The organism is Methylorubrum pseudosasae, assembly GCF_029504475.1.
Classification (GTDB): Bacteria; Pseudomonadota; Alphaproteobacteria; order Rhizobiales; family Beijerinckiaceae; genus Methylobacterium; species Methylobacterium extorquens.
In genome coordinates this window covers 265124-283306 of record NZ_JAQGDU010000002.1, presented here as the reverse complement: position 1 = coordinate 283306, position 18183 = coordinate 265124, and the positions used below count along the sequence as shown (strand labels likewise).

16 protein-coding genes and 4 pseudogenes are annotated in these 18183 nt (G+C 69.4%); 13 read left to right on the top strand and 7 right to left on the bottom strand.

Annotation, left to right across the window (positions count from 1 at the left end; genetic code table 11):
- Nucleotides 1-5 precede the first annotated feature (5 nt).
- Together M2437_RS02190 and M2437_RS02185 are read left to right on the top strand one after the other, a co-directional pair.
- Nucleotides 6-1863, top strand: a pseudogene (locus M2437_RS02190) (DEAD/DEAH box helicase family protein).
- Between the two features lie 219 nt (nucleotides 1864-2082).
- Nucleotides 2083-2250 carry a hypothetical protein gene (locus tag M2437_RS02185; protein ID WP_253389235.1) on the top strand — a complete coding sequence of 56 codons (168 nt, stop codon included), beginning with the start codon at nucleotides 2083-2085 and terminating at the stop codon, nucleotides 2248-2250.
- 348 nt (nucleotides 2251-2598) lie between these two features.
- Here M2437_RS02185 and frc read toward each other — a convergent pair whose 3' ends face one another.
- Nucleotides 2599-3888 carry a formyl-CoA transferase gene (frc, locus tag M2437_RS02180; RefSeq protein WP_003606199.1) on the bottom strand — a complete coding sequence of 430 codons (1290 nt, stop codon included), beginning with the start codon at nucleotides 3886-3888 and terminating at the stop codon, nucleotides 2599-2601.
- Nucleotides 3889-4308: 420 nt separating this feature from the next.
- Between frc and M2437_RS02175 the strand changes: the two genes are divergently transcribed.
- Nucleotides 4309-4992 (top strand): GntR family transcriptional regulator, encoded by a 684-nt coding sequence (locus tag M2437_RS02175; protein WP_012752280.1) that lies wholly within the window; start codon nucleotides 4309-4311, stop codon nucleotides 4990-4992.
- A gap of 129 nt (nucleotides 4993-5121) precedes the next feature.
- Here M2437_RS02175 and M2437_RS02170 read toward each other — a convergent pair whose 3' ends face one another.
- Together M2437_RS02170 and M2437_RS02165 are read right to left on the bottom strand one after the other, a co-directional pair.
- The gene (locus M2437_RS02170; protein ID WP_253389233.1) at nucleotides 5122-6222 is read right to left on the bottom strand and encodes a CobW family GTP-binding protein; all 1101 of its coding nucleotides are present in this window, start codon (nucleotides 6220-6222) and stop codon (nucleotides 5122-5124) included.
- Nucleotides 6223-6352: 130 nt separating this feature from the next.
- A pseudogene (locus tag M2437_RS02165) lies at nucleotides 6353-7844 on the bottom strand (D-alanyl-D-alanine carboxypeptidase family protein).
- A gap of 271 nt (nucleotides 7845-8115) precedes the next feature.
- Between M2437_RS02165 and queE the strand changes: the two are divergent.
- The 3 genes and pseudogenes from queE (at nucleotide 8116) to M2437_RS02150 (ending at nucleotide 9731) form a co-directional block, all read left to right on the top strand.
- On the top strand, nucleotides 8116-8754 hold the full coding sequence (gene queE, locus M2437_RS02160) for a 7-carboxy-7-deazaguanine synthase (RefSeq protein ID WP_012752282.1): 639 nt from the start codon (nucleotides 8116-8118) through the stop codon (nucleotides 8752-8754).
- A 163-nt stretch (nucleotides 8755-8917) separates the two neighbouring features.
- Nucleotides 8918-9354: pseudogene (locus M2437_RS02155) on the top strand (ABC transporter ATP-binding protein).
- A gap of 92 nt (nucleotides 9355-9446) precedes the next feature.
- The gene (locus M2437_RS02150; RefSeq protein WP_012252872.1) at nucleotides 9447-9731 is read left to right on the top strand and encodes a hypothetical protein; all 285 of its coding nucleotides are present in this window, start codon (nucleotides 9447-9449) and stop codon (nucleotides 9729-9731) included.
- Between the two features lie 93 nt (nucleotides 9732-9824).
- On the opposite strand, the gene M2437_RS02145 is transcribed toward M2437_RS02150, so the two are convergent.
- The gene (locus tag M2437_RS02145; RefSeq protein ID WP_499006426.1) at nucleotides 9825-10814 is read right to left on the bottom strand and encodes an FAD-dependent monooxygenase; all 990 of its coding nucleotides are present in this window, start codon (nucleotides 10812-10814) and stop codon (nucleotides 9825-9827) included.
- A 1085-nt stretch (nucleotides 10815-11899) separates the two neighbouring features.
- Here M2437_RS02145 and queD point away from each other — a divergent pair.
- From queD to M2437_RS02125, 4 genes are all read left to right on the top strand, one after another.
- Nucleotides 11900-12256 (top strand): 6-carboxytetrahydropterin synthase QueD, encoded by a 357-nt coding sequence (gene queD / locus M2437_RS02140; RefSeq protein ID WP_003604191.1) that lies wholly within the window; start codon nucleotides 11900-11902, stop codon nucleotides 12254-12256.
- A 2-nt stretch (nucleotides 12257-12258) separates the two neighbouring features.
- On the top strand, nucleotides 12259-12990 hold the full coding sequence (queC, locus tag M2437_RS02135) for a 7-cyano-7-deazaguanine synthase QueC (RefSeq protein ID WP_012252874.1): 732 nt from the start codon (nucleotides 12259-12261) through the stop codon (nucleotides 12988-12990).
- A gap of 10 nt (nucleotides 12991-13000) precedes the next feature.
- Nucleotides 13001-13738 (top strand): PIG-L deacetylase family protein, encoded by a 738-nt coding sequence (locus M2437_RS02130; protein ID WP_253389229.1) that lies wholly within the window; start codon nucleotides 13001-13003, stop codon nucleotides 13736-13738.
- 79 nt (nucleotides 13739-13817) lie between these two features.
- Nucleotides 13818-14669, top strand: a complete 852-nt coding sequence (locus M2437_RS02125) for a glycosyltransferase family 2 protein (RefSeq protein WP_253389228.1) — start codon at nucleotides 13818-13820, stop codon at nucleotides 14667-14669.
- A gap of 255 nt (nucleotides 14670-14924) precedes the next feature.
- Here the strand turns inward: M2437_RS02125 and M2437_RS02120 are convergent, their stop codons facing one another.
- Nucleotides 14925-15074 (bottom strand): hypothetical protein, encoded by a 150-nt coding sequence (locus tag M2437_RS02120; protein WP_253389227.1) that lies wholly within the window; start codon nucleotides 15072-15074, stop codon nucleotides 14925-14927.
- Between M2437_RS02120 and M2437_RS02115 the strand changes: the two genes are divergently transcribed.
- From M2437_RS02115 to M2437_RS02105, 3 genes are all read left to right on the top strand, one after another.
- On the top strand, nucleotides 15064-15246 hold the full coding sequence (locus M2437_RS02115) for a hypothetical protein (protein ID WP_003604187.1): 183 nt from the start codon (nucleotides 15064-15066) through the stop codon (nucleotides 15244-15246). The genes M2437_RS02120 and M2437_RS02115 overlap by 11 nt on opposite strands.
- Nucleotides 15247-15474 carry a hypothetical protein gene (locus M2437_RS02110; protein ID WP_003604186.1) on the top strand — a complete coding sequence of 76 codons (228 nt, stop codon included), beginning with the start codon at nucleotides 15247-15249 and terminating at the stop codon, nucleotides 15472-15474. It abuts the gene before it with no gap.
- A 62-nt stretch (nucleotides 15475-15536) separates the two neighbouring features.
- A complete protein-coding gene (locus M2437_RS02105) occupies nucleotides 15537-15830 on the top strand; it encodes a hypothetical protein (RefSeq protein ID WP_003604185.1) in 294 nt (97 codons plus the stop codon).
- A gap of 149 nt (nucleotides 15831-15979) precedes the next feature.
- Here M2437_RS02105 and M2437_RS02100 read toward each other — a convergent pair whose 3' ends face one another.
- Nucleotides 15980-17029 carry a glycosyltransferase family 28 protein gene (locus tag M2437_RS02100; RefSeq protein ID WP_253389226.1) on the bottom strand — a complete coding sequence of 350 codons (1050 nt, stop codon included), beginning with the start codon at nucleotides 17027-17029 and terminating at the stop codon, nucleotides 15980-15982.
- 60 nt (nucleotides 17030-17089) lie between these two features.
- Nucleotides 17090-18180, bottom strand: a pseudogene (locus M2437_RS02095) (glycosyltransferase family 2 protein).
- Between the last annotated feature and the right edge of the window lie 3 nt (nucleotides 18181-18183).

Below are 18183 nucleotides of genomic sequence, written 5' to 3'. Positions count from 1 at the left end.
GAGCGATGACCGACGCCGCGCCGCCCCTCTCTGACAGGTTTCCGGCCGAGGCCGCCGGCACCGTCCGCGCGGACGAGCCAGCCTTCCACGCCTGGAATCCCGGCCTCGAACCCGGCCTGCCGCGGGCGATGCGCCCGCTCGCGACGGTGTTCCGGCCCGAGAACGTCCGCCTGCCCTTTTCCGAAATCCTCGAACTGTCCGATGTCAGCGGCCTGCCCGCGACGCAGCTCGCCCCCTTCAGGCCGGAGCGCCTCGCGGTCCACGAGGTGCTGATTCGGGTCATGGCCGACATCTCGGTCCCCGTCGGCGAAGTTTATGCAGATCTCGGACTGAACTTCCGGCGCATCGTCGGCACGCTGCTGCGCGAGGGCGTGATGCACCGCCTCGACGCGGTCGCGGCGACCCTGGACGCGGTCCGCGCCGAGGCCGATGCGGCGCTGGAATGCGAGTTGTCGGCCCTGTTCGACGAGGCGCCCGCGCCGCCGCCCGAACCGGTCTCCGGCTGGGCCGGATGGCTCCGCCGCCTCGGCCCGCGCGAGCCGCCCTCCCCTTCCCCTTCTCCAGCCGGCGACGGGCAGGCTCGCATCCTTGCCCGCCTCGACAAACGATGCGCGTCCGCGAGCGAGCCCGAGAGCATGGAGAGCGCCGCCCGCGAGGCCCTGCGCACGGTGTTCGGCCACGTCATCGCCCGCCAGGGCATGCTGATCCGCGACCGCACGCTGCTGCGGCGGCTCGCCGGCATCCTCGTCACCAACCGCTGCGGCAGCGACCGGATCGGCGCACTGATCGCGCCCTGGATCGAGGCGGTCGCCGCGGCGCAGGGCTACCATCGGCCCGCGCCGCAAGCGCAGCCGGTGGTGATGACCGTCAAGGGCGCCTCGGCCTCGGGCAAGAGCACGATCCGGCCCTATCAGCGCGACCTCGCCGGCCGGATCGGCGCGCAATGGCAGGACTTCGCCGTCATCACGCCCGACGTCTGGCGCAAGTTCCTGCTGGACTATGACAGCTTGGGCGAAGCGCGCCGCTATGCCGGGCCGCTGACCGGGCACGAGGTCGAGATCATCGATGCCAAGCTCGACCGCTACATCACCCGCAAGGCAGCCGGCGGCCGCCTCTCGCACCTGCTGATCGACCGCTTCCGCTTCGACAGCTTCTCGACGGAGGCCGGCAGCGACGGTGCGGGCCAGCTCCTCACCCGGTTCGGCCAGCGCGTCTATCTACAATTCATGATCACGCCGCCCGAGGAAACCGTGGAGCGGGCCTGGAAGCGGGGCGAGGAGTTCGGGCGCTACAAGGCGGTCGAGGATCTGCTCGCGCACAACGTCGAGGCCTTCACCGGCATGCCGCGGCTGTTCTTCACCTGGGCGCTGCGCCGGGACCGGCCGGTCACCTACGAGTTTCTCGACAACAGCGTGCCCAAGGGCGCGCGCCCGCTCACCATCGCCTTCGGCACGAACGACGCGATGACGATCCTCGATGCCAAAGCTCTGCTGGCGATCGAGCGCTACCGGCGGATCGATATCCGCGCCCGCGCGGCGGCTGATGTCTATCGCGGCGTTGCCGACGCACCGGAGGCCGAGGCGCGCTTTCTTCGGGAGGCCTTGCGGCAGGTCTCGGTGGTGCGCTTCGCCGACCGGGCATCGGGGCGGGTCTTCGCGCGCTTCGAGAGCGGTCGTCTCGTCGGCCTTGACCCGGCGGGTCTCGCCGCCGCATGCCGCGACGCCGGGACCGCGCGGGCGCTCGCAGCGACGGGCCTGACGGAGCAGACTGAGAGCGTCGCGCCGCTCGACGAGGTTCTCTGCCCGGACGCAAACCTCGACCCTCGGCGCATGGGGTCCGGAGGCCGGCCGGGCGAACTCCTGAACCGCAGCCATGCTGCGGTGCGACATAGAATTGCTTCTGTCACACCGTCGTCGGCCGCAGGGATTGCAGCCGGATTCGCGCATCGTCAGATCACGGCGCGCCATTCACATGCACGTGACGCATGCGCGTATCTGGTATTTTGTACTTCATATCCCAAAACGCGCGGCTTATCTCGATTTCGTTCGCACCGCACCATAGTCCGCACCGACGGAGACTATCATGCTCGCCACTTGGCTCGCCGCGCTCGTTTTCCTCGTCGCCGTGCAGGCTTTGCTCGTCGTGAAGCTGGCCGACCGGCTCACCGTCTCGAGCGCCGCGCAGGATGCCCCGACGAGCCGCGGCACCCCGGCGCTGGAGACCGCCGACCGCTACGCCCGCGCCGCCTGAACCGCGACTTCGCCTGCAGCAAATCCCGCGGCAGCCAGCCATTCGGGCCCGGCCGGTTTGGGCGAGCGAGACTCCGCAGCGCATCTCGGCCGCGAACGGCGTCGCATCGAGAAAAGCCTGCATCTCGGCATCGGAGTAGTGACCGAACGCGTCCACGAGATCCGCCAGAGCGCGGTCCGCGGCGTGATCTGAGACGTTTTCGGCCATCACCGTATCCTCCGGTCGCCGGCCCGAACGGTGCGCAACGCCGCCGTATCGGGTCTCGCCTGTCTGCCTTGGTATCTGGCATACCAGAAAGAGGAAATCAAGTTCCGACTCCGCTGGCTTTAGGCAGGATAGTGCCGCAACCTATTCCGCGGCGATGCGGTGTACGCCGCCCACCGCACCCGAACCGAGGATGTCGCTGATTTCCGTATCGGTGCAGCCCAGCACCTCGCGCAGGATCTCGTCGGTATGCTCGCCGAGCAGCGGCGCGCGGGTGATCTCGGTGGGGCTCGCCGACAGCTTGATCGGGTTGCCCACCGTCAGATAGGCCCCGCGGGTCGGGTGCTCGACCTCGACCACCGTGCCGTTCGCCCGCAGCATCGGATCCTCGGCGATCTCCCGCATCGACAGGATCGGTCCGCACGGGATCTCGTAGGCGTTGAGGATCTCCATCGCCTCGAGCTTGTCGTGCTTCATCGTCCACGCTTCGATGCGCGTGAAGATCTCGTTGAGATGCGGCAGGCGGGCTTTCGGCGTCGCGTAGGCCGGATCAGTCTTCCAGTCCGGCTCGCCGATGATGTCGCAGATCGGCCCCCAGACCGCGCCCTGCGTGATGAAGTAGATGTAAGCGTTGGGATCCTGCTCCCAGCCCTTGCACTTGAGGATGCGGCCGGGCTGCCCCCCGCCGGAATCGTTGCCGGCCCGCGGCACCGCCTCGCCGAAGGGGACGCCCTCGCCGTACTGGCTGTATTCCATCAGCGGGCCGTGGGCGAGGCGCTGCTGGTCCCGCAGCTTCACCCGGCAGAGGTTGAGCACCCCGTCCTGCATGGCACAATCAACGCGCTGGCCCTGCCCCGTCTGGGTGCGCTGGTAGAGGGCCGTGACGATGCCGAGCGCCAGATGCAGGCCGGTGCCGGAATCGCCGATCTGCGCCCCCGACACCATCGGCACGCCGTCGCGCCAGCCGGTGGTGGAGGCCGCGCCGCCGACGCATTGGGCGACGTTCTCGTAGACCTTGCAATCCTGGTAGCGGCCGGGCCCGAAGCCCTTCACCGAGGCCAGGATCAGGCCCGGATTGGCGGCCTGCAGTTTCTCCCAGGTCAGCCCCATGCGATCGAGCGCACCGGGGGCGAAGTTCTCGACCAGCACATCGCACTCGGCGATGAGCCGCCAGAGGATCGCGTTGCCCTTGGGGTTCTTGCCGTCGAGCGTGATCGAACGCTTGTTGTGGTTCAGCATCGTGAAATAGAGGCTGTCCACGCCGGGAAGGTCCTGAAGCTGCTGGCGCGTCGCGTCGCCCGCGCCCGGCCGCTCGACCTTGATGACGTCGGCCCCGAACCACGCGAGCAATTGCGTGCAGGTCGGCCCCGATTGAACATGGGTGAAATCGAGGATGCGAACGCCCTCGAGGGCCTTGCCCGGTGCCTTGCTCATCGCAGGTCTCCTCCCCAGGAGAGTGGCATGTTGCCGGGCGCTGATCGGCCGATGGTGTCGGCCTTGTGCGCCCGTAGGGTTCCGTGCCGGTCTGGTTCCGTGCCGGTCTTGGGCGTCCGGTACGGCTGGCATGCGCGACGTGAGCGCAGCTCAGGGCACCATCCGCGAGGCTGCCCTGCACCCGGCGAATGCCGCCGGCATCGACTCCCCGGTTTTCTTCTGGCATACCAGATGCCAGAGGTCAACATTTCGGGCCGGAGACCAAAGATCCGCATGTTCTCGTGCGGATTCCGCGGGGAGAGCCGGGACGCCGGAGTGCGGGCTGCCTTGTCTTCCGAAGGATGAGACGCCATGCTCTCGCGGCTCGATGCTTCCACTCCGGACCCGCAACCCCATCGGCATCAAGGTCGATCCGAAGTGATGGAAAATCTCTCGATCAAGCCGATCGTTCCGGCGACGAGCCTGCGGACGCTGGCCTACGAGGCGCTGAAATCCGCGATCACCAACATGGATATCTACGGCCAGACCGGGGATGTTCGGCTTGATGAGCGCGGCCTGTCGCAGACGCTCGGCGTGAGCCGCACGCCGATCCGCGAGGCGCTGACGGTGCTGGAGCAGGAAGGCTTCGTGCGCAACGAGCCCCGGCGCGGCGTGTTCGTCGTCAAGAAGACGAAGCGCGAGATCGTCGGCATGATCCAGGCCTGGGCGGCGCTGGAGAGCATGGCGGCGCGGCTCGCCTGCACCGCCGCCTCGGACGAGGATCTGGCCTGCCTGCGTCGCTCCTTCCCGGAGTTCTTCGACGGCCAGCCTTACGAGCATCTCGACGAGTACTCGGAAGCCAATATCCGCTTCCACCAGAAGATCATTGCGCTTGGCCACAGCGCGGTGATCACGGACCTGACCAGCAACCTGCTGATGCATGTGCGCGGCATCCGCAACACGGCGCTCCGCCAGGGCGACCGCGCCTCGAAGTCGATCGAGGAGCACGTGCAGATCATCGAGGCTTTGGAGGCTCGCGACGCGGATCGCGCCGAGCGCCTCGTGCGCGACCACGGCCTCGGCCTCGCAGACCACGTCCAGCGCTACGGCGACCACCTCGACTGATCGGCCCCGGACGATGCGGCGTCGACGGCCGTCTCCGCTCCCGGCTTGCTGCGTCTCAGGGCGTGCCACGAGGGCGCGGCGTGTCCTCGCGCGACGTGAACACGCCCGAGACGTCGCCGGGACGACGCCCTATCCCCCCGGGATCGCCAGCGGGTTGTCGGTGAGCGCCGCCCGGTCCGGTGTGTCCAGGGCGGGCTTGCCGAGAAAGGCGTCCCAGATCCGGCGGACGAAGGCCGGGTCGAGGTCGCGCACGATCAGCACGAGCCGCGAACGGCGATCCGCATCGGGCCAGGCCGGCAGCGTCACCGGCGTGTGGACGACGTGCTGCACCCCGTGCACCACGACCGGCCGCTCCGGATCGTCGGCGAGCGCCACGAGCCCCTTGAGGCGCAGCAGTTTCGGCCCGTGTGCCGAACGCAGAAGATCCAGGAACATCTCGAAGGTCGGGCGCGGTACCGGTTCGTCGCTGGTGAGGTGAAAAGCGCGGATCGCCGCGTCGTGCCGGTTCACGTCGTGATGATGGTGACCGTGGTCGTGGTGATGGCCGTGCGCGTGCTCTTCCGCGCCGAGCCAGGCGCGCACGTCCTCCCCCTTGCCGTCGAGGCCGAACAGGCCGCCGAGCAGGCGCTCGGCCGGCACGTCGGGCCCGTGGATCCGGGCCCCCGGATTGAGGGCGACGAGCCGTTGGGTCAGCGCCTCCGCCCCAGCGCCGGGCAGGTCGCCCTTGGTCACCACGAGATGGTCGGCGACCGCCGCCTGCCGCAGGGCCTCGCCGTGCGCGTCGAGGGTGTCGGCGCCGTTGACCGCATCGATCACGGTCACCACGCCCTGCAACTGGAAGCGGATCGCGAGATAGGGGTGGTAGATCAAGGCGTGGAGGATCGGCGCCGGGTCGGCGAGCCCCGTGGTCTCGATCACCACCCGGCGGAACGGATTGATGCGGCCGTTGTCGCGGCGGCGCAGAAGGTCTTCCAGCGTCGAGATCAGGTCGCCGCGCACGGTGCAGCACAGGCAGCCGGCGCCGAGCAGGATCATCCCCTCATCGACCGTCTCGATCAGCAGGTGGTCGAGCCCGATCTCGCCGAACTCGTTGACGATCACCACCGTGTCGGCGAGCGCCGGATCGCCGAGGAGGCGGTTCAGCAGCGTGGTCTTGCCCGCGCCGAGGAAGCCCGTGAGCACGGTGAGCGGGATCGGCGCAGGACGGCCGGGTTGTTCGGTCTGAGGCATCGTGGAACGGCTTTCGAAGTCTGAGCCGCTCGCGGTTCCCCCTCTCCCCGGCGGGGGCGAGGGGATCAGCCGTCACCGCAGCGTGCGTCTCGGCAACGATATGACGATGCCGGGGGCCTTCGAAAACCCCTTACGACTCGTCGTTCTTGGCCTTGGCGGGCTTCTTGTCCGCCTTCTTGGCGGCGGGCTTGGCCGCTTCGGGCTTCTTGGCGGCCGGCTTGTGCGCCGGCTTCGCCGCCGCCTTCGGAGCGGCCTCCACCGCCGTGTAGGCGCTGGTCGTGGCCGGCACGCTCTTATCCCGGCCGGCGGCGGTCTTCGTGGCGGGCTTGGGCGCGGTCACAGCGGCGGCGCGCGCCTTGGCGGCTTTCTCAGAGGCGGCCTGCTTGGCGGCCTCTCGGGCCGCGTCCTTGGTGGCCTTGGCTTCCGCGCGCTTGCGCTGGGCAGCCTCCAGCGCGGCCTGACGGGCCGCCTGCTTGGAAGCCTGCGCCTCCTGTTCCTCGCGGGCCAGCGTCATCGCGCCTTCCGTGGGGCTGCTGCCGATCCAGACCGGGATCGGCTGGAGCGGCGCCCGCGGCGGCAGGGTGCGTCCGCGGACATTGGCGCTGCTGAGCGCGGCGAAGGCGAGGTTGGTGGCGTCCGGGGTCGCCGAGCCGAGGAGCTGCGTCGTCGCGCTGCTGGCGCCGGGGCCGCTCGCGGTCAGCGCGCCGGGGCCTTCGTCCACCGGCATCGGCTTGCGCTTGTCGCAAATGTAGGGCCGCATGTCCGGCGGGGCGGCGACGTTGGAGGGCGGCAGCGATTCGAGCGTCGGCGCGGTCCAGCCCGCCGACTGGCCGAAGCCGTAATCGAACAGGTCGGCAGCCTTGATGTCGCGCTCGCGTGCGCTCGGCTGGCCCATCACCACGGTAATGATGCGCCGGCCGCCGCGGGTCGCGGTCGCCACCACGTTGAAGCCGCCCGAGCAGATGAAGCCGGTCTTCATGCCGTCGGCGCCGGGATAGCGCCCGAGCAGGCCGTTATGGTTGGCCATCACCGACTTGCCGAACTGGATCGCCGAGATCGAGAACAGGTTCTGCTGGTTGGGAAAGTCGCGGCATCAGCGCGCGGGCCAGGACCGCCATGTCGCGGGCGCTCGTCCATTGCCGCGGCTCGGGCAGGCCGTTGGGGTTGTACCAGCGGCTCTCGCGCATGCCGATCCGGTGCGCGGTCTCGTTCATCATGTCGGCGAAGCCCTCGACGGAGCCGCCGAGCCCCTCGCCGATCGCCCAGGACACGTCGTTGGCCGACTTGACCATGATGATCTTGAGGGCGTTGTCGAGGGTGATCTGCGTGCCCGGCTTGAAGCCCATCTTCGAGGGCGGCTCGGCGGCAGCGGCCGGCGACACCGTCAGCAGCGTGTCGAGGGAGACCTTGCCCTGGCGTACCATGTCGAGGGCGACATAGGTGGTCATCAGCTTGGTGATCGAGGCCGGATACCAGGGGTCGGTCGCGCCCTGGCTGTAGAGCACCTTGCCGGACTCGGCATCGACGACGAGGATCGGTGCCGTCACCGCCGAGGCCGCCCCCGCCATCAGGCCGAGGGCGGTGAGCGAGCCGATCAGCCGTCCCCAAACACGGTTCACCATCGGGCCAATCTCGAAAGGGTGGGAGGGCGCGGGACGCCGCGGAGCAGGAATTCCGTTGCCGGCTCCGGGCCTTCGTGAAGAAAGCGCCCGGACAGGGTCGGATCGAGGATACCCGTTCATCAACGTGCCCTCCGTGGCGAGAGCATGGCAGAGCCCGGCGTTTTGCCTAACGGTACACGGCCGATCAGGGTTGCGTTCCGCGAAATCGTGCCCCGCTTGGTCTTCCGCGCCTCCCGGAGGTATGGGCAAGACCTGACAGAAAAGCGCAACGATGTCCTACGCGGTCAAGGAACTCTTCCACACACTTCAGGGCGAGGGCGCCCAGGCCGGGCGCGCGGCGGTGTTCTGCCGGTTTTCCGGCTGCAATCTCTGGTCCGGCCGCGAGGAGGACCGGGCGGGCGCCGCCTGCCGCTTCTGCGACACCGATTTCGTCGGGATGGACGGAGAGGGCGGCGGGCGCTTCGCCTCCGCCGAGATCCTGGCGGACGCGATCGCCGCGACCTGGGCCGGGGGGACGGCCAACCGCTACGTCGTGTTCACCGGCGGCGAGCCGCTGCTGCAACTCGACGAGGCGTTGATCGCGGCCGTCCATGCCCGCGGCTTCGAGGTCGCGGTGGAGACCAACGGGACGCTTCCCGCACCGCCCGGCATCGACTGGATCTGCGTGAGCCCCAAGGCCGGCAACCCGCTGGTCCAGACCTCGGGCGACGAGCTGAAGCTCGTCTTCCCGCAGGCGGAGGCCGAGGCCGCGCCGGAGCGTTTTTCGGATTTGCCCTTTCGACATCATTTCCTGCAGCCGATGGACGGCCCGGACGCGGCCGCCCACACCGCGGCGGCGGTGGCCTATTGCCGGTCGAACGCCCGCTGGCGGCTCTCGCTCCAGACGCACAAGATCATCGGGATTCCGTGAGGGCATTGCCCTGAAGGGCAGCTTCCGGCTTCGGCTGACAGCGATGCTTGGGCAGGCGGGTGGGCAGGCGGAACAGGTGCGGCCGGCGGTTGCATCCGCCGCCGACCTCGACCACCTTCGCGCGCAACCGCGGCCGGCCGCCCTATGGCCAGAAGGATGCCCGATGACGCCTGATTCCACGACGCCGGACGCCGCGGCGCTCAGGCTCGATCACTCCTCCGTCGAGGAACTCAACCTCGCCCTGCGCCACTACCGGCGACTGATGATCCGCCTGCCCCCGATCCTCGTCCTCGGCTTCGCGGCAGCGATCGGCCTGTCATATCTCGGGACCGCGCTGTCGCCCCCCTACGGCGTGTACATCCTCGGGTGGGATCTCTTGACCTGGGGGCTGCTCGGGGTCCTCGCCGTTCTCTTCGCCGAATTCTGGTGGGAGGGGCGGCAGATCGGGCGGGCCCTCAACAGCCTCGAGATGCAGTCCGCGCCGATCGCCTCCTTGCTGGGCGGACAGGCGCTGATTGGGAGCGCGCCCGCGAACACGGCATGAAGCCGGGCCCCTTCAACGGTTCGCTCCGGCCGATCACGAAACGCCAGCCGGGCTGACGAGCGACGGACGATTTGAGTTGAGCAGACCGAACGGTCTGACCTGATCCAGCGTTTAGGGTCCCCAGGTCTGAGGATCCGAGGATTGATCGATGTGGAGCTGGCGGATCATGGATCGGGCGCCCCGCGACGGCCGCTGGATCATCGCCATCAACCGGCGCGAGCCGGACCGCCGCGCCGTCATTCGCTGGGATCCGCGCAGTTCCAGTGACAGCGAGCCCTGGCGGGTCGCTTCGTGCGACCATGGCTACGCGTCGGACGCGTTCACGGATTGGATGCCTTTTCCACCTTGGCCAGCTCAGGGCGAACACGCAGATGCGGGCCAGAGCGAGATTCAGGCGGCGCTCGGCGGTGAGACGGTGCCGACCGGGTTGTGAGGCCGCGAAGGCTCAGCACGACGCTGGTGCCCTCGCCGACTTCGGCGTCGATCCGGATCCCGCGGCTCTCAGCCCGCTCCGGCGCTGACAGCGTCAATGGCGGGGCGTTCCCGGTTCGGCTCCGGCGATGCCGCATTTGGCTCTTGATCCGAACGGGTGCGCCGGTCGGCCGATTCGCCCGAGAGGAGCGGCCGCGCGACCCGTCAGTTTGGTATATTGACCACGCAAATACAGGTATGTTCTCGCAGGTATCCGCTTCAACAGACGAGAGCGCCTCGCGAGCAGGAGCGTGAAGAAGGCGGGTGCGTTGTAGCGGATGTAGCGTGGAAGGTTCTCGAACCATTCCGCACTCAGGCGCGCATCCCGTTGCACCCGAGCGAGCGCGCGTTGGCGTCGACGGTCGAACGCGTCGAGGGCGCGGGGAAGGCTGTCGTGCTCGCTCAACGCCGAGGCGAGCGCGATCGCGTCGTCGATGGCCAGACGCGTTCCCGAACCGATCGTGAAATGTGTCGTATGCGCGGCGTCGCCGATCAGCACCAAGTTGTCCGCGCGCCACCTTCGGTTGACCAACCTGCGGAAGCTCGACCATGGCAGTGTGTTGCCCTGGCCATCGCGGCTGATTAGTTCGTGCCCGTCGAGATGCTTGGCAAATATGCTTTCCAGTAGCCGCAGCTCGGCATCCGCGCGCATCGTGCCAAGACCGAGCCCCTTCCACGTCTCCGGTGCGCATTCCACGATGAACGTACTCATTCCTTCCTTGAAGGAGTAGGCGTGAAACCAGACCCATCCGGCGCTGGTCGGAACGAATCCGAACGTGAAGGACGGGAAACGCTGTGTCGTTGCGAGCCAGAGGTATTTGTTGCGGCCGGCTTCGATCTGCGGCCGAAACTGATCCGCGCGGTGCCGACGCAACGGACTGGCGACACCGTCGGCCGCCACGATGAGGTCGGCATCGGCGACCTGACTCAGCTCGCTGATCTCGCTCTCGAACCGCACGTCGACGCCGAGCGCGAGCGCCCGCTCGATGAGGATCTGCAGGAGGCGACGACGGCAGAGGCCGTAGCCCCCGCCTCCGTGGTGCAAGCGGCGGTTGCCCCTCGACGTCGACCACTTGCCCGGACCAGGGAACCGCCTGGTCCGCGATCGCCTGCGCGCTGTCCGGATCGTTGGTCCGCAGGGTGGCAAGAAGATCCTCCCAGAAGACGACGCCCCAGCCATGCGTCGTTCCCGCTGGGTTTCGCTCGTGGACGACAATCTCATGGTTCGGGTTGCGCCGCTTCATCACGATCGCGAAATACAGTCCGGCAGGCCCCGCACCGACGCATGAGATCTTCATCAAGACTCTCCATCTCGCCTGATGCTTCCTGCATCATGACATGAGACGACTCGGCCAGACCGCATTCCGAAGGAGCGGCCACCGGTTCGTCGAAAGACTGCGCATCAAAGCAAAGACCGAGAGCCGCCAGCCTGATGCAATCAGGCCGGATACGGCTCCAGGCCTTGATTTTATGTGTAATCTTGCTGCCGCACTCGCGACGACAGGAGTTCTTTCTGCATGCAGCGCGAGCACCGGCGGTTTTTGAAGGATGCAGGAATGCTGACGAGCATCCTGCGCGACAGTTCAGTCGTGGCAGCGCGACGAAAGCCGGCGACGAGAGCTTGAGATGAACAACTAACGCGCGCAACGTCGATTATGGATGGTAGCCGTAACCCCAACGGGCCACGCTCGCCGCTTCGTGTGCCTGGATGGGCGTGACATCTCTCCCCGGCCAGCTTGGGCGTCGGAGCCGCCTCCGGCCCACCGTCGCACCTGCGTTCGTTGATTGATGCTCGCCCCTGGGCCGGGCCGCCAGCGCTGCGTGCGTCGGCGGGTGACGATCGTGCGTCCACGTCGCGATCGGGTCCGAACGCCCACTGCAGTCTCCCCTTGAACCCGAGCGCGATCTCGAACGAATCATCCGAGCGGTCCCAGGCGATGAGGTCGGTCTGGTTCGAGGGGCCGCGCCGGCACGATCACCACACGCGGGCTCGCGGCTGCAAAGACCGGATAGAGGGTGCATTTCGGCCGATGTGATGACATATCCACGATCTCGGTGCGCCCGCCGGCCGCCGTCGACCCGCTGCGCTGTCCGCGGCGGGACCGTTCCGGACCTCGTGAAGATCCCGCGATGAAGATCACCCAGGCCTTCACCTTCGAGGCGGCTCACCGCCTGCCGAACGTGCCGCAGACCCATCGCTGCCACCGCATGCATGGGCATTCCTACCGTGTGGAGCTGACGGTCTCCGGCGCGGTCGATCCGACGAGCGGCTGGGTGGTCGATTTCTACGACATCGAGAGCGCTTTCGCGCCGCTCCTGGAGCGGCTCGACCACCATTGCCTCAACGAGATCGAGGGGCTGGAGAATCCCACCGCCGAGCATATCGCGGCCTGGATCTGGCATCGCGCCAAGCCGGCGATTCCGGGGCTTTCCAGCGTGCGGATCTTCGAGACGCCCTATTCCTGGGCCGAGTACGAGGGCGACTGACCATGCCGGAGGACGCGGCCGTGGCGGGCGGTGAGACCGGTGCGCTGGTGCTGTTCTCCGGCGGCCAGGATTCGGCGACCTGCCTCGCCTGGGCGCTCGATCGCTTCCCGCATGTGGAGACGCTCGGCTTCGATTACGGCCAGCGCCACCGGGTCGAACTCGATCGGCGCGCGGCCCTGCGACAGGGCCTGACCGCCCTCGATCCGGCCTGGGGACGCCGGCTCGGGCCGGATCACACGCTGGCGCTCGCCGCACTCGGCGAAATCTCCGACACGGCGCTGACCCGCGACAGCGCGATCGCGTTCGCCCGCGACGGCCTCCCCAACACCTTCGTGCCCGGCCGCAACCTGGCCTTCCTCACCTTCGCCGCCGCGCTCGCCTACCGCCGGGGCCTGCGCCACATCGTCGGCGGCATGTGCGAAACCGACTATTCCGGCTATCCCGATTGCCGCGACGACACGATCAAGGCGCTGCAGGTCGCGCTCAACCTCGGGATGGAGCGCCGCTTCGTGCTGCACACGCCCCTGATGTGGATCGACAAGGCGCAGACCTGGGCGCTGGCTGAGACCCTGGGCGGGCGGGCGCTCGTGGATCTCGTCGTCGAGGAGAGCCATACCTGCTATCTCGGCGAGCGCGGGGCGCGCCACGAATGGGGCTATGGCTGCGGCACTTGCCCGGCCTGCGACCTGCGCGCCAAGGGATTTTCGCGTTATCTCGCCGCGCGAGCGGAATAGGAGGCTTCTCATGCGTGCCGACGCCTTCCTCGAGGCCGTGAAGGCCTTGCCCGTCGCCGATCTCGCGACCCTGGTGCCGGACGGGGGCGGCCTCGTCGTGGTCGCGCCCCACCCCGACGACGAGAGCCTTGGCTGCGGCGGGCTGATCGCGCAGGCCGTGCGCGAGGGCCGAACGGTCCGCGTCGTCATCGTCAGCAACGGCTGCGGCTCGCACCCGAACTCCAAGGCCTATCCGCACGACCGCCTGCGGGACCTGCGCGAGGCGGAGACCGTGGCGGCGATGGCCGAACTCGGGCTGAGCTCCGAGCATGTCCATTTCCTGCGCCTGCCCGATGGCGGTGTGCCGAGCGAGGGCGCAGACGCCGAGGCGGCGGCGGACCGGATCGCCGACATCGCCCGAGAGGCCGGAGCGAGCGCCCTGTTCGTGACCTGGCGGCACGATCCCCATTGCGACCACACCGCCTCGGCCGCCATCGCCGGTCTCGCCCAGGCCCGGCTTCCCGGTATCGCGGCCTATGCCTACCCGGTCTGGGGCTGGACCCTGCCGCCGGAGCGCGAGGTCGGGCCGGCCCCCGAAGGCTACCGCCTCGCGGTGGAGGACGAGCGTGCGGCCAAGCGCCGGGCGGTCGAGGCGCATGCCTCGCAGGTCTCCGGGCTGATCACGGATGATCCGTCCGGCTTCCAGTTGCAGACGGCGATGATCGACCGGCTCTGCGGCCCGCACGAGTGGTACATCGCGCTGCGCTGATCGCCTCTTCATCCGCGTTTCAGGTTGGGGCTGGCAAGGACGGGTACGACCGTAAAGCTTGGCCCGGACCGGAATCCCTGTGAGCACCATCAGCGTCGTCACGCTCAACAAGGGGCGTGACGCCCATCTCGCCCGACTGATCGAGGGGCTCGCCCGCGGGCCGGCTCCCACCGAATGCGTCGTGGTCCAGATGGGCCCGGCCCCCGAGCCGCTGCCGGCGACGCCGTTCCCGCTGCGGCCGATCGCTTTCCCGAGCGCCGGCCTCCCGCTCGCCGCCGCGCGCAATGCCGGCCGGACGGCGGCCTCCGGCGACATCCTCGTCTTCCTCGACGTCGATTGCATCCCCTCCGCCGGCCTCGTTCCGGCCCTGGCTGCGGCGGCGGCCGCGCATGACGGCCTCGTCTGCGGGCCGATCCGCTACCTGCCCGCGGGCGCGGTGCAGGACGGCTGGCATGAGGCCGATCTCCTGCAGGCCGGCCTCCTCCACCCGGCCCGGACGTTCCCGTCCAGCGGCGTGGCGGAGACGCAGAATCCCGGCCTGTTCTGGTCGCTCGCCTTCGCGGTGCGCGCCTCGACCTACGACCGGCTCGGTGGGTTCGACGAGGGCTATGACGGCTACGGCGCCGAGGACACTGATCTCGCCTTCCGCGCGGCCGAGATCGGCGTGCCGGTGCTGTTGGCGGGCGCCCCGCCGGCCTTCCACCAGCATCACCTCTCCTGCGACCCGCCGCTCCAGCACTTCGCCGATATCGTCCGCAACGCCCGCCGCTTCCGCGCCCGGCACGGGCTCTGGCCGATGGACGGCTGGCTCGACGCCTTCGCCCGGCTCGGCCTGATCGGCGAGAGCCGCGAGCCCGACATCACCCTCCTGCGCGGCCCGAGCCCGGAGGAGATCGCCGCCGCGCGCGTGCCGCCCGAGCGGCCGTTCTGAGCGGTTTTTTGGGGACGCGGATGCCGTCGATCCCCTTCACGACCTTACCTTGAGAGGCACAAGCGAAGCGGCGGCCTCGAAGATGCTTCGGGCGTCACGCGGGATTTTCGCCGCCGGACGGCGGATCGGCCTCCCATCATGGATGACGCGCCGTCACAGTTTTGGTCGCGCGGCCCCTGCCCGCCTCATGATCCTGCCAAGCAACATCCGTGGCGCAGCGTAGCATTGACAGCTCGTACGCACGTGTAGCGCCGATCATTCCGGCCCCATCTCTTGCGCTGTGGCGCGATGATCCGCCGCATCGCGTAAAAAGTTTTCGGCATCCGGCGCGAACTCTTCGAGATGCGGCTGGTTCTCCGGGGATCTCATCTCTCCTTTGAACCCAGGAGCCTCGATGACCGCCAAGCCCCCGCCCGTTCCGCCGGCCAACCGCTCCGACAAGGGGCCGGGAAGCGCCCCCGAGACCGCGACCACCCAGGGCCGAGCCTCGTCGCAGACGAAGGACCCGGACAAGATCGGCCAAGCGGGCAACTCGAAGATCAACACCACCCATCAGGGTCATCAGCAGGATCGCTGAATGAGCACCTCCAGCAAGCATCCCAACGCCGACCGTCACCATGGCGGGCCGGGCAGCAGCCATCAGGACCGGTCGAAGCCCGCCGCCGAGCCGGATCACGGGCCGACACCGGGCAGCCCGACGAACAGCTCCAAGTCCGGCGTGTCCGGGGGCGGTGGCGAGCGCGACGCGCACCACGCCCATAGCGGCCCGGGCCATGCCCCCGACCGCACCGACCGCTCCCATTAACGGCGGTGCGCCGCACCGACATCGAGCGGAACGATCCGCTCCGCATCAGGAGAAGAACCGCCATGGACGAGAGCCGCAAGCACGATTCCCTGCGCGACTTCAACGCGAATGCCGACCGTAACGGGCAGGATTTCGGGCAGGACAGTCCCCTCGACGTCGCCCGGCCCGCCGATCTCCAGCGCGCCCTCCAAGAGGATCCGGGCTGGCAAGCCCAGGTGGCGCGCACGGCCTCCGACTTCGATCGGCGTGATTCGGTCGCCGGTGGCAGCATCGAGTCGGTCGAGGCCACCGAGGCGGAGACGCCGCCGGAGAACCTGCGCCGCATCAGCGACCCGAGCTACACGCCCAAGCGCTGATCGGCTCGACCTCGGAAGATGGCGACGCGGCGGGTTTGGCGATTGCCCACCGCCGCGATCCTGTGTCTCGCGACCGTCGCGCCCGCGCCGGAGGTGGCTCGTGAAACGCGCCGACGGCGGCCCGGAGGGTCAATGGGCCTGAGCGCTCGTCAGCCCACACCCCGGCACAGGGTCTCGATCGCGGCGGCTGTCCGCGCCAGCGCGTCGGGCTCGGCGAGGCGCCGAACCACGTCCGGATCGAGGGCGAGCCCGCGGGCGACGAGGGGGGCCCAGGCCGCAGGGTCCGGCCAGCCACGCTGGACGACGGCCGCGCCGAGCCGCTCCAACGCCTCCGCCTTGGCCTCCTGCTCGTCATAGGCGCGCGGCTCCGGCAGGCACAGGAAGCGCTTGCCGAGACCCGCCACGGCGGTAACGAGCCCGTCGCCGGCGCCCCCAATCACGAGGGAGGCCGGGGCGAGATGCGGGCGTACATCCGTGACCCAGCCGTGGAGATGCAGGTTTTTCGGAACCGCGCCCGCGCCGATCACCGGCCCGAGGACGTGCCAAGCCCGGTCCGGGACGGCGTCGGCGGCCTGAACGAGCCTCTCCAGACGCCCGCCCTCGCCGCCACGCCCGAACACCACGACGATGCGTCCATCCTCCTCGGAGACCGCCCCGGCCGAAGCCCCCCCGAGGAAGCCGCCATAGACGGTCTTTTCACGCACCCAGGCCGGCACATCCCCGCCGTCGAGGGCTTCGGGAAAGGGGGCGAGCAGCCGCGAGGCGGCGCGGAACGCCTCCAGATGCGGCAGGTCGGTGCGGGTGCCGGACAGGCGCACCACGAGACTCGGCACTGAGAGGAGCCGGGCCAGCAGCGCCACCTCGGCCGAGACATCGACGACGATCAGCGCCGGGTCGTTCTCCGCCGCCCAGGCAGCGATCCGGCCCATCCGCGCGCGGATGCCCGGATGGTTCAGCGGCACGTAATGAAAGCATTCGGGCCGCTGCCCCGCGCCGTCCTGACCGTCGAAGCTCCGGTCGAGGCGGTCGTCGGGCAGGTCGAGGACGGGGCCCGGCGCGCCCGAGATGTCGAGGCCGGCAAAGCTGCCCATCAGCGTGCAGGGTCGCCCGAACGCGGCGAGCGCCCGCGCGAGCGCGATCGCCCGCTGCAGGTGCCCGGCGCCCTGATGGTGGACGTAGTAGCCGACCGGACGCGTCATGCGAGCTCCGAGAAACGTGCGGCACGAGGCGGCAAGACCGCCAGGACGACAGGCCAGCTCTCAAGCCGCCTGATCGCGCCCTAAGTCCGCGGCGAGGTTTTCGAGGGCTGCCAGCGCCTCGTCGAGGCCGCATTCCGGCGCGGGGCCGTCCCGCGCGTCCAAGCGGGCATGGGCCCGCTCGACGAAGGCGATGTCGTTGGGGCAGGCGGCCGGATCGATGGCAGCGAAATCGTCCGCGTCGAGTCCGAGCGCGCGCAGGGCGGCTGGCGCGGCGCCCTCGCGATAGGCCCGGCGCAAAGCGGCTCGGCGCAGGATGATCCGCTGCCAGTGGGCGGCCACCGGCAGCCGGTAGGCCTCGCCCTCGCGCACGACGCGGGCCCGGCGCAGCATCTCGGTCGCCATGCCGCCCTCGGCCCGTCCGGCGGTGCGAGCCGAGACGAGCACGGACACGGCGGGGCAGTGGCGCAGGCGCCCGCCCGCCCGCTGCACGGCGGCGACCAGGGCGTTGTCCTCGCCGCGGGGCAGAGCCGGCAGACCGCCGACGGCGCGGTAGAGTGAGGCCCGGAGCGCGAGACTTCCGCCGGTATGGTCGCCGTGGCGCGGCGCCGGGTCGTGAGGCGGCGGATCAAGGGCGTCTTCGAGCGCGCGCACAGCCGTCCAGTAGCGCTCGACCCGCGCGTGGAAGGCGGCGAGTGCGGGGTCGGCCCCATCTTCCTCGTCGATCACGAGCCGGCCGCCGACGATCTCGGCGTTCTCCAAGGCGTGCAGGTTCGCCGCGACCCAGAGCTGGGGGCGAGCCGCGCATCGGCATCGGTGGTGAGCAGCACGCCGTCCGACGCGCCCTCGCTCTCCAACCACTCGGCGCCCGCATCGAGGGCGCGGCGGCGGGCGGTGCCGACATGGGCTTCGGACGGGGCGAACGTCGCCTCGATTAGGCGCAGCGCCAGGGTATCGAGCGCGCCCGAGCCTTCGAGGGCACGCACCGCCTCGACCGTGCCGTCGGTGCAATTGTTGCTGACGATCACGACCTTCAGGGGGGCAGCTGCCGAAAACCCCTCCTGCGCGGCGAGTGCCCGCAGCAGGCGCGGCAGGCGCTCGGCTTCGTTGCGGGCCGGGATGCAGACGACGGCCGGGCTAGAGGGCGCGGGCATCGT

Bases quoted from the DNA above. Each gene is read 5' to 3' on its own strand.
- frc (WP_003606199.1), bottom strand. From the start codon at position 3,888: ATGAGCAAGGCACCGGGCAAGGCCCTCGAGGGCGTTCGCATCCTCGAT.
- M2437_RS02110 (WP_003604186.1), top strand. From the start codon at position 15,247: ATGAGCACCTCCAGCAAGCATCCCAACGCCGACCGTCACCATGGCGGG.
- M2437_RS02170 (WP_253389233.1), bottom strand. From the start codon at position 6,222: ATGCCTCAGACCGAACAACCCGGCCGTCCTGCGCCGATCCCGCTCACC.
- M2437_RS02130 (WP_253389229.1), top strand. From the start codon at position 13,001: ATGCGTGCCGACGCCTTCCTCGAGGCCGTGAAGGCCTTGCCCGTCGCC.
- queC (WP_012252874.1), top strand. From the start codon at position 12,259: ATGCCGGAGGACGCGGCCGTGGCGGGCGGTGAGACCGGTGCGCTGGTG.
- M2437_RS02185 (WP_253389235.1), top strand. From the start codon at position 2,083: ATGCTCGCCACTTGGCTCGCCGCGCTCGTTTTCCTCGTCGCCGTGCAG.
- queD (WP_003604191.1), top strand. From the start codon at position 11,900: ATGAAGATCACCCAGGCCTTCACCTTCGAGGCGGCTCACCGCCTGCCG.
- M2437_RS02100 (WP_253389226.1), bottom strand. From the start codon at position 17,029: ATGACGCGTCCGGTCGGCTACTACGTCCACCATCAGGGCGCCGGGCAC.
- M2437_RS02115 (WP_003604187.1), top strand. From the start codon at position 15,064: ATGACCGCCAAGCCCCCGCCCGTTCCGCCGGCCAACCGCTCCGACAAG.
- M2437_RS02175 (WP_012752280.1), top strand. From the start codon at position 4,309: ATGGAAAATCTCTCGATCAAGCCGATCGTTCCGGCGACGAGCCTGCGG.
- queE (WP_012752282.1), top strand. From the start codon at position 8,116: ATGTCCTACGCGGTCAAGGAACTCTTCCACACACTTCAGGGCGAGGGC.
- M2437_RS02150 (WP_012252872.1), top strand. From the start codon at position 9,447: ATGTGGAGCTGGCGGATCATGGATCGGGCGCCCCGCGACGGCCGCTGG.
- M2437_RS02105 (WP_003604185.1), top strand. From the start codon at position 15,537: ATGGACGAGAGCCGCAAGCACGATTCCCTGCGCGACTTCAACGCGAAT.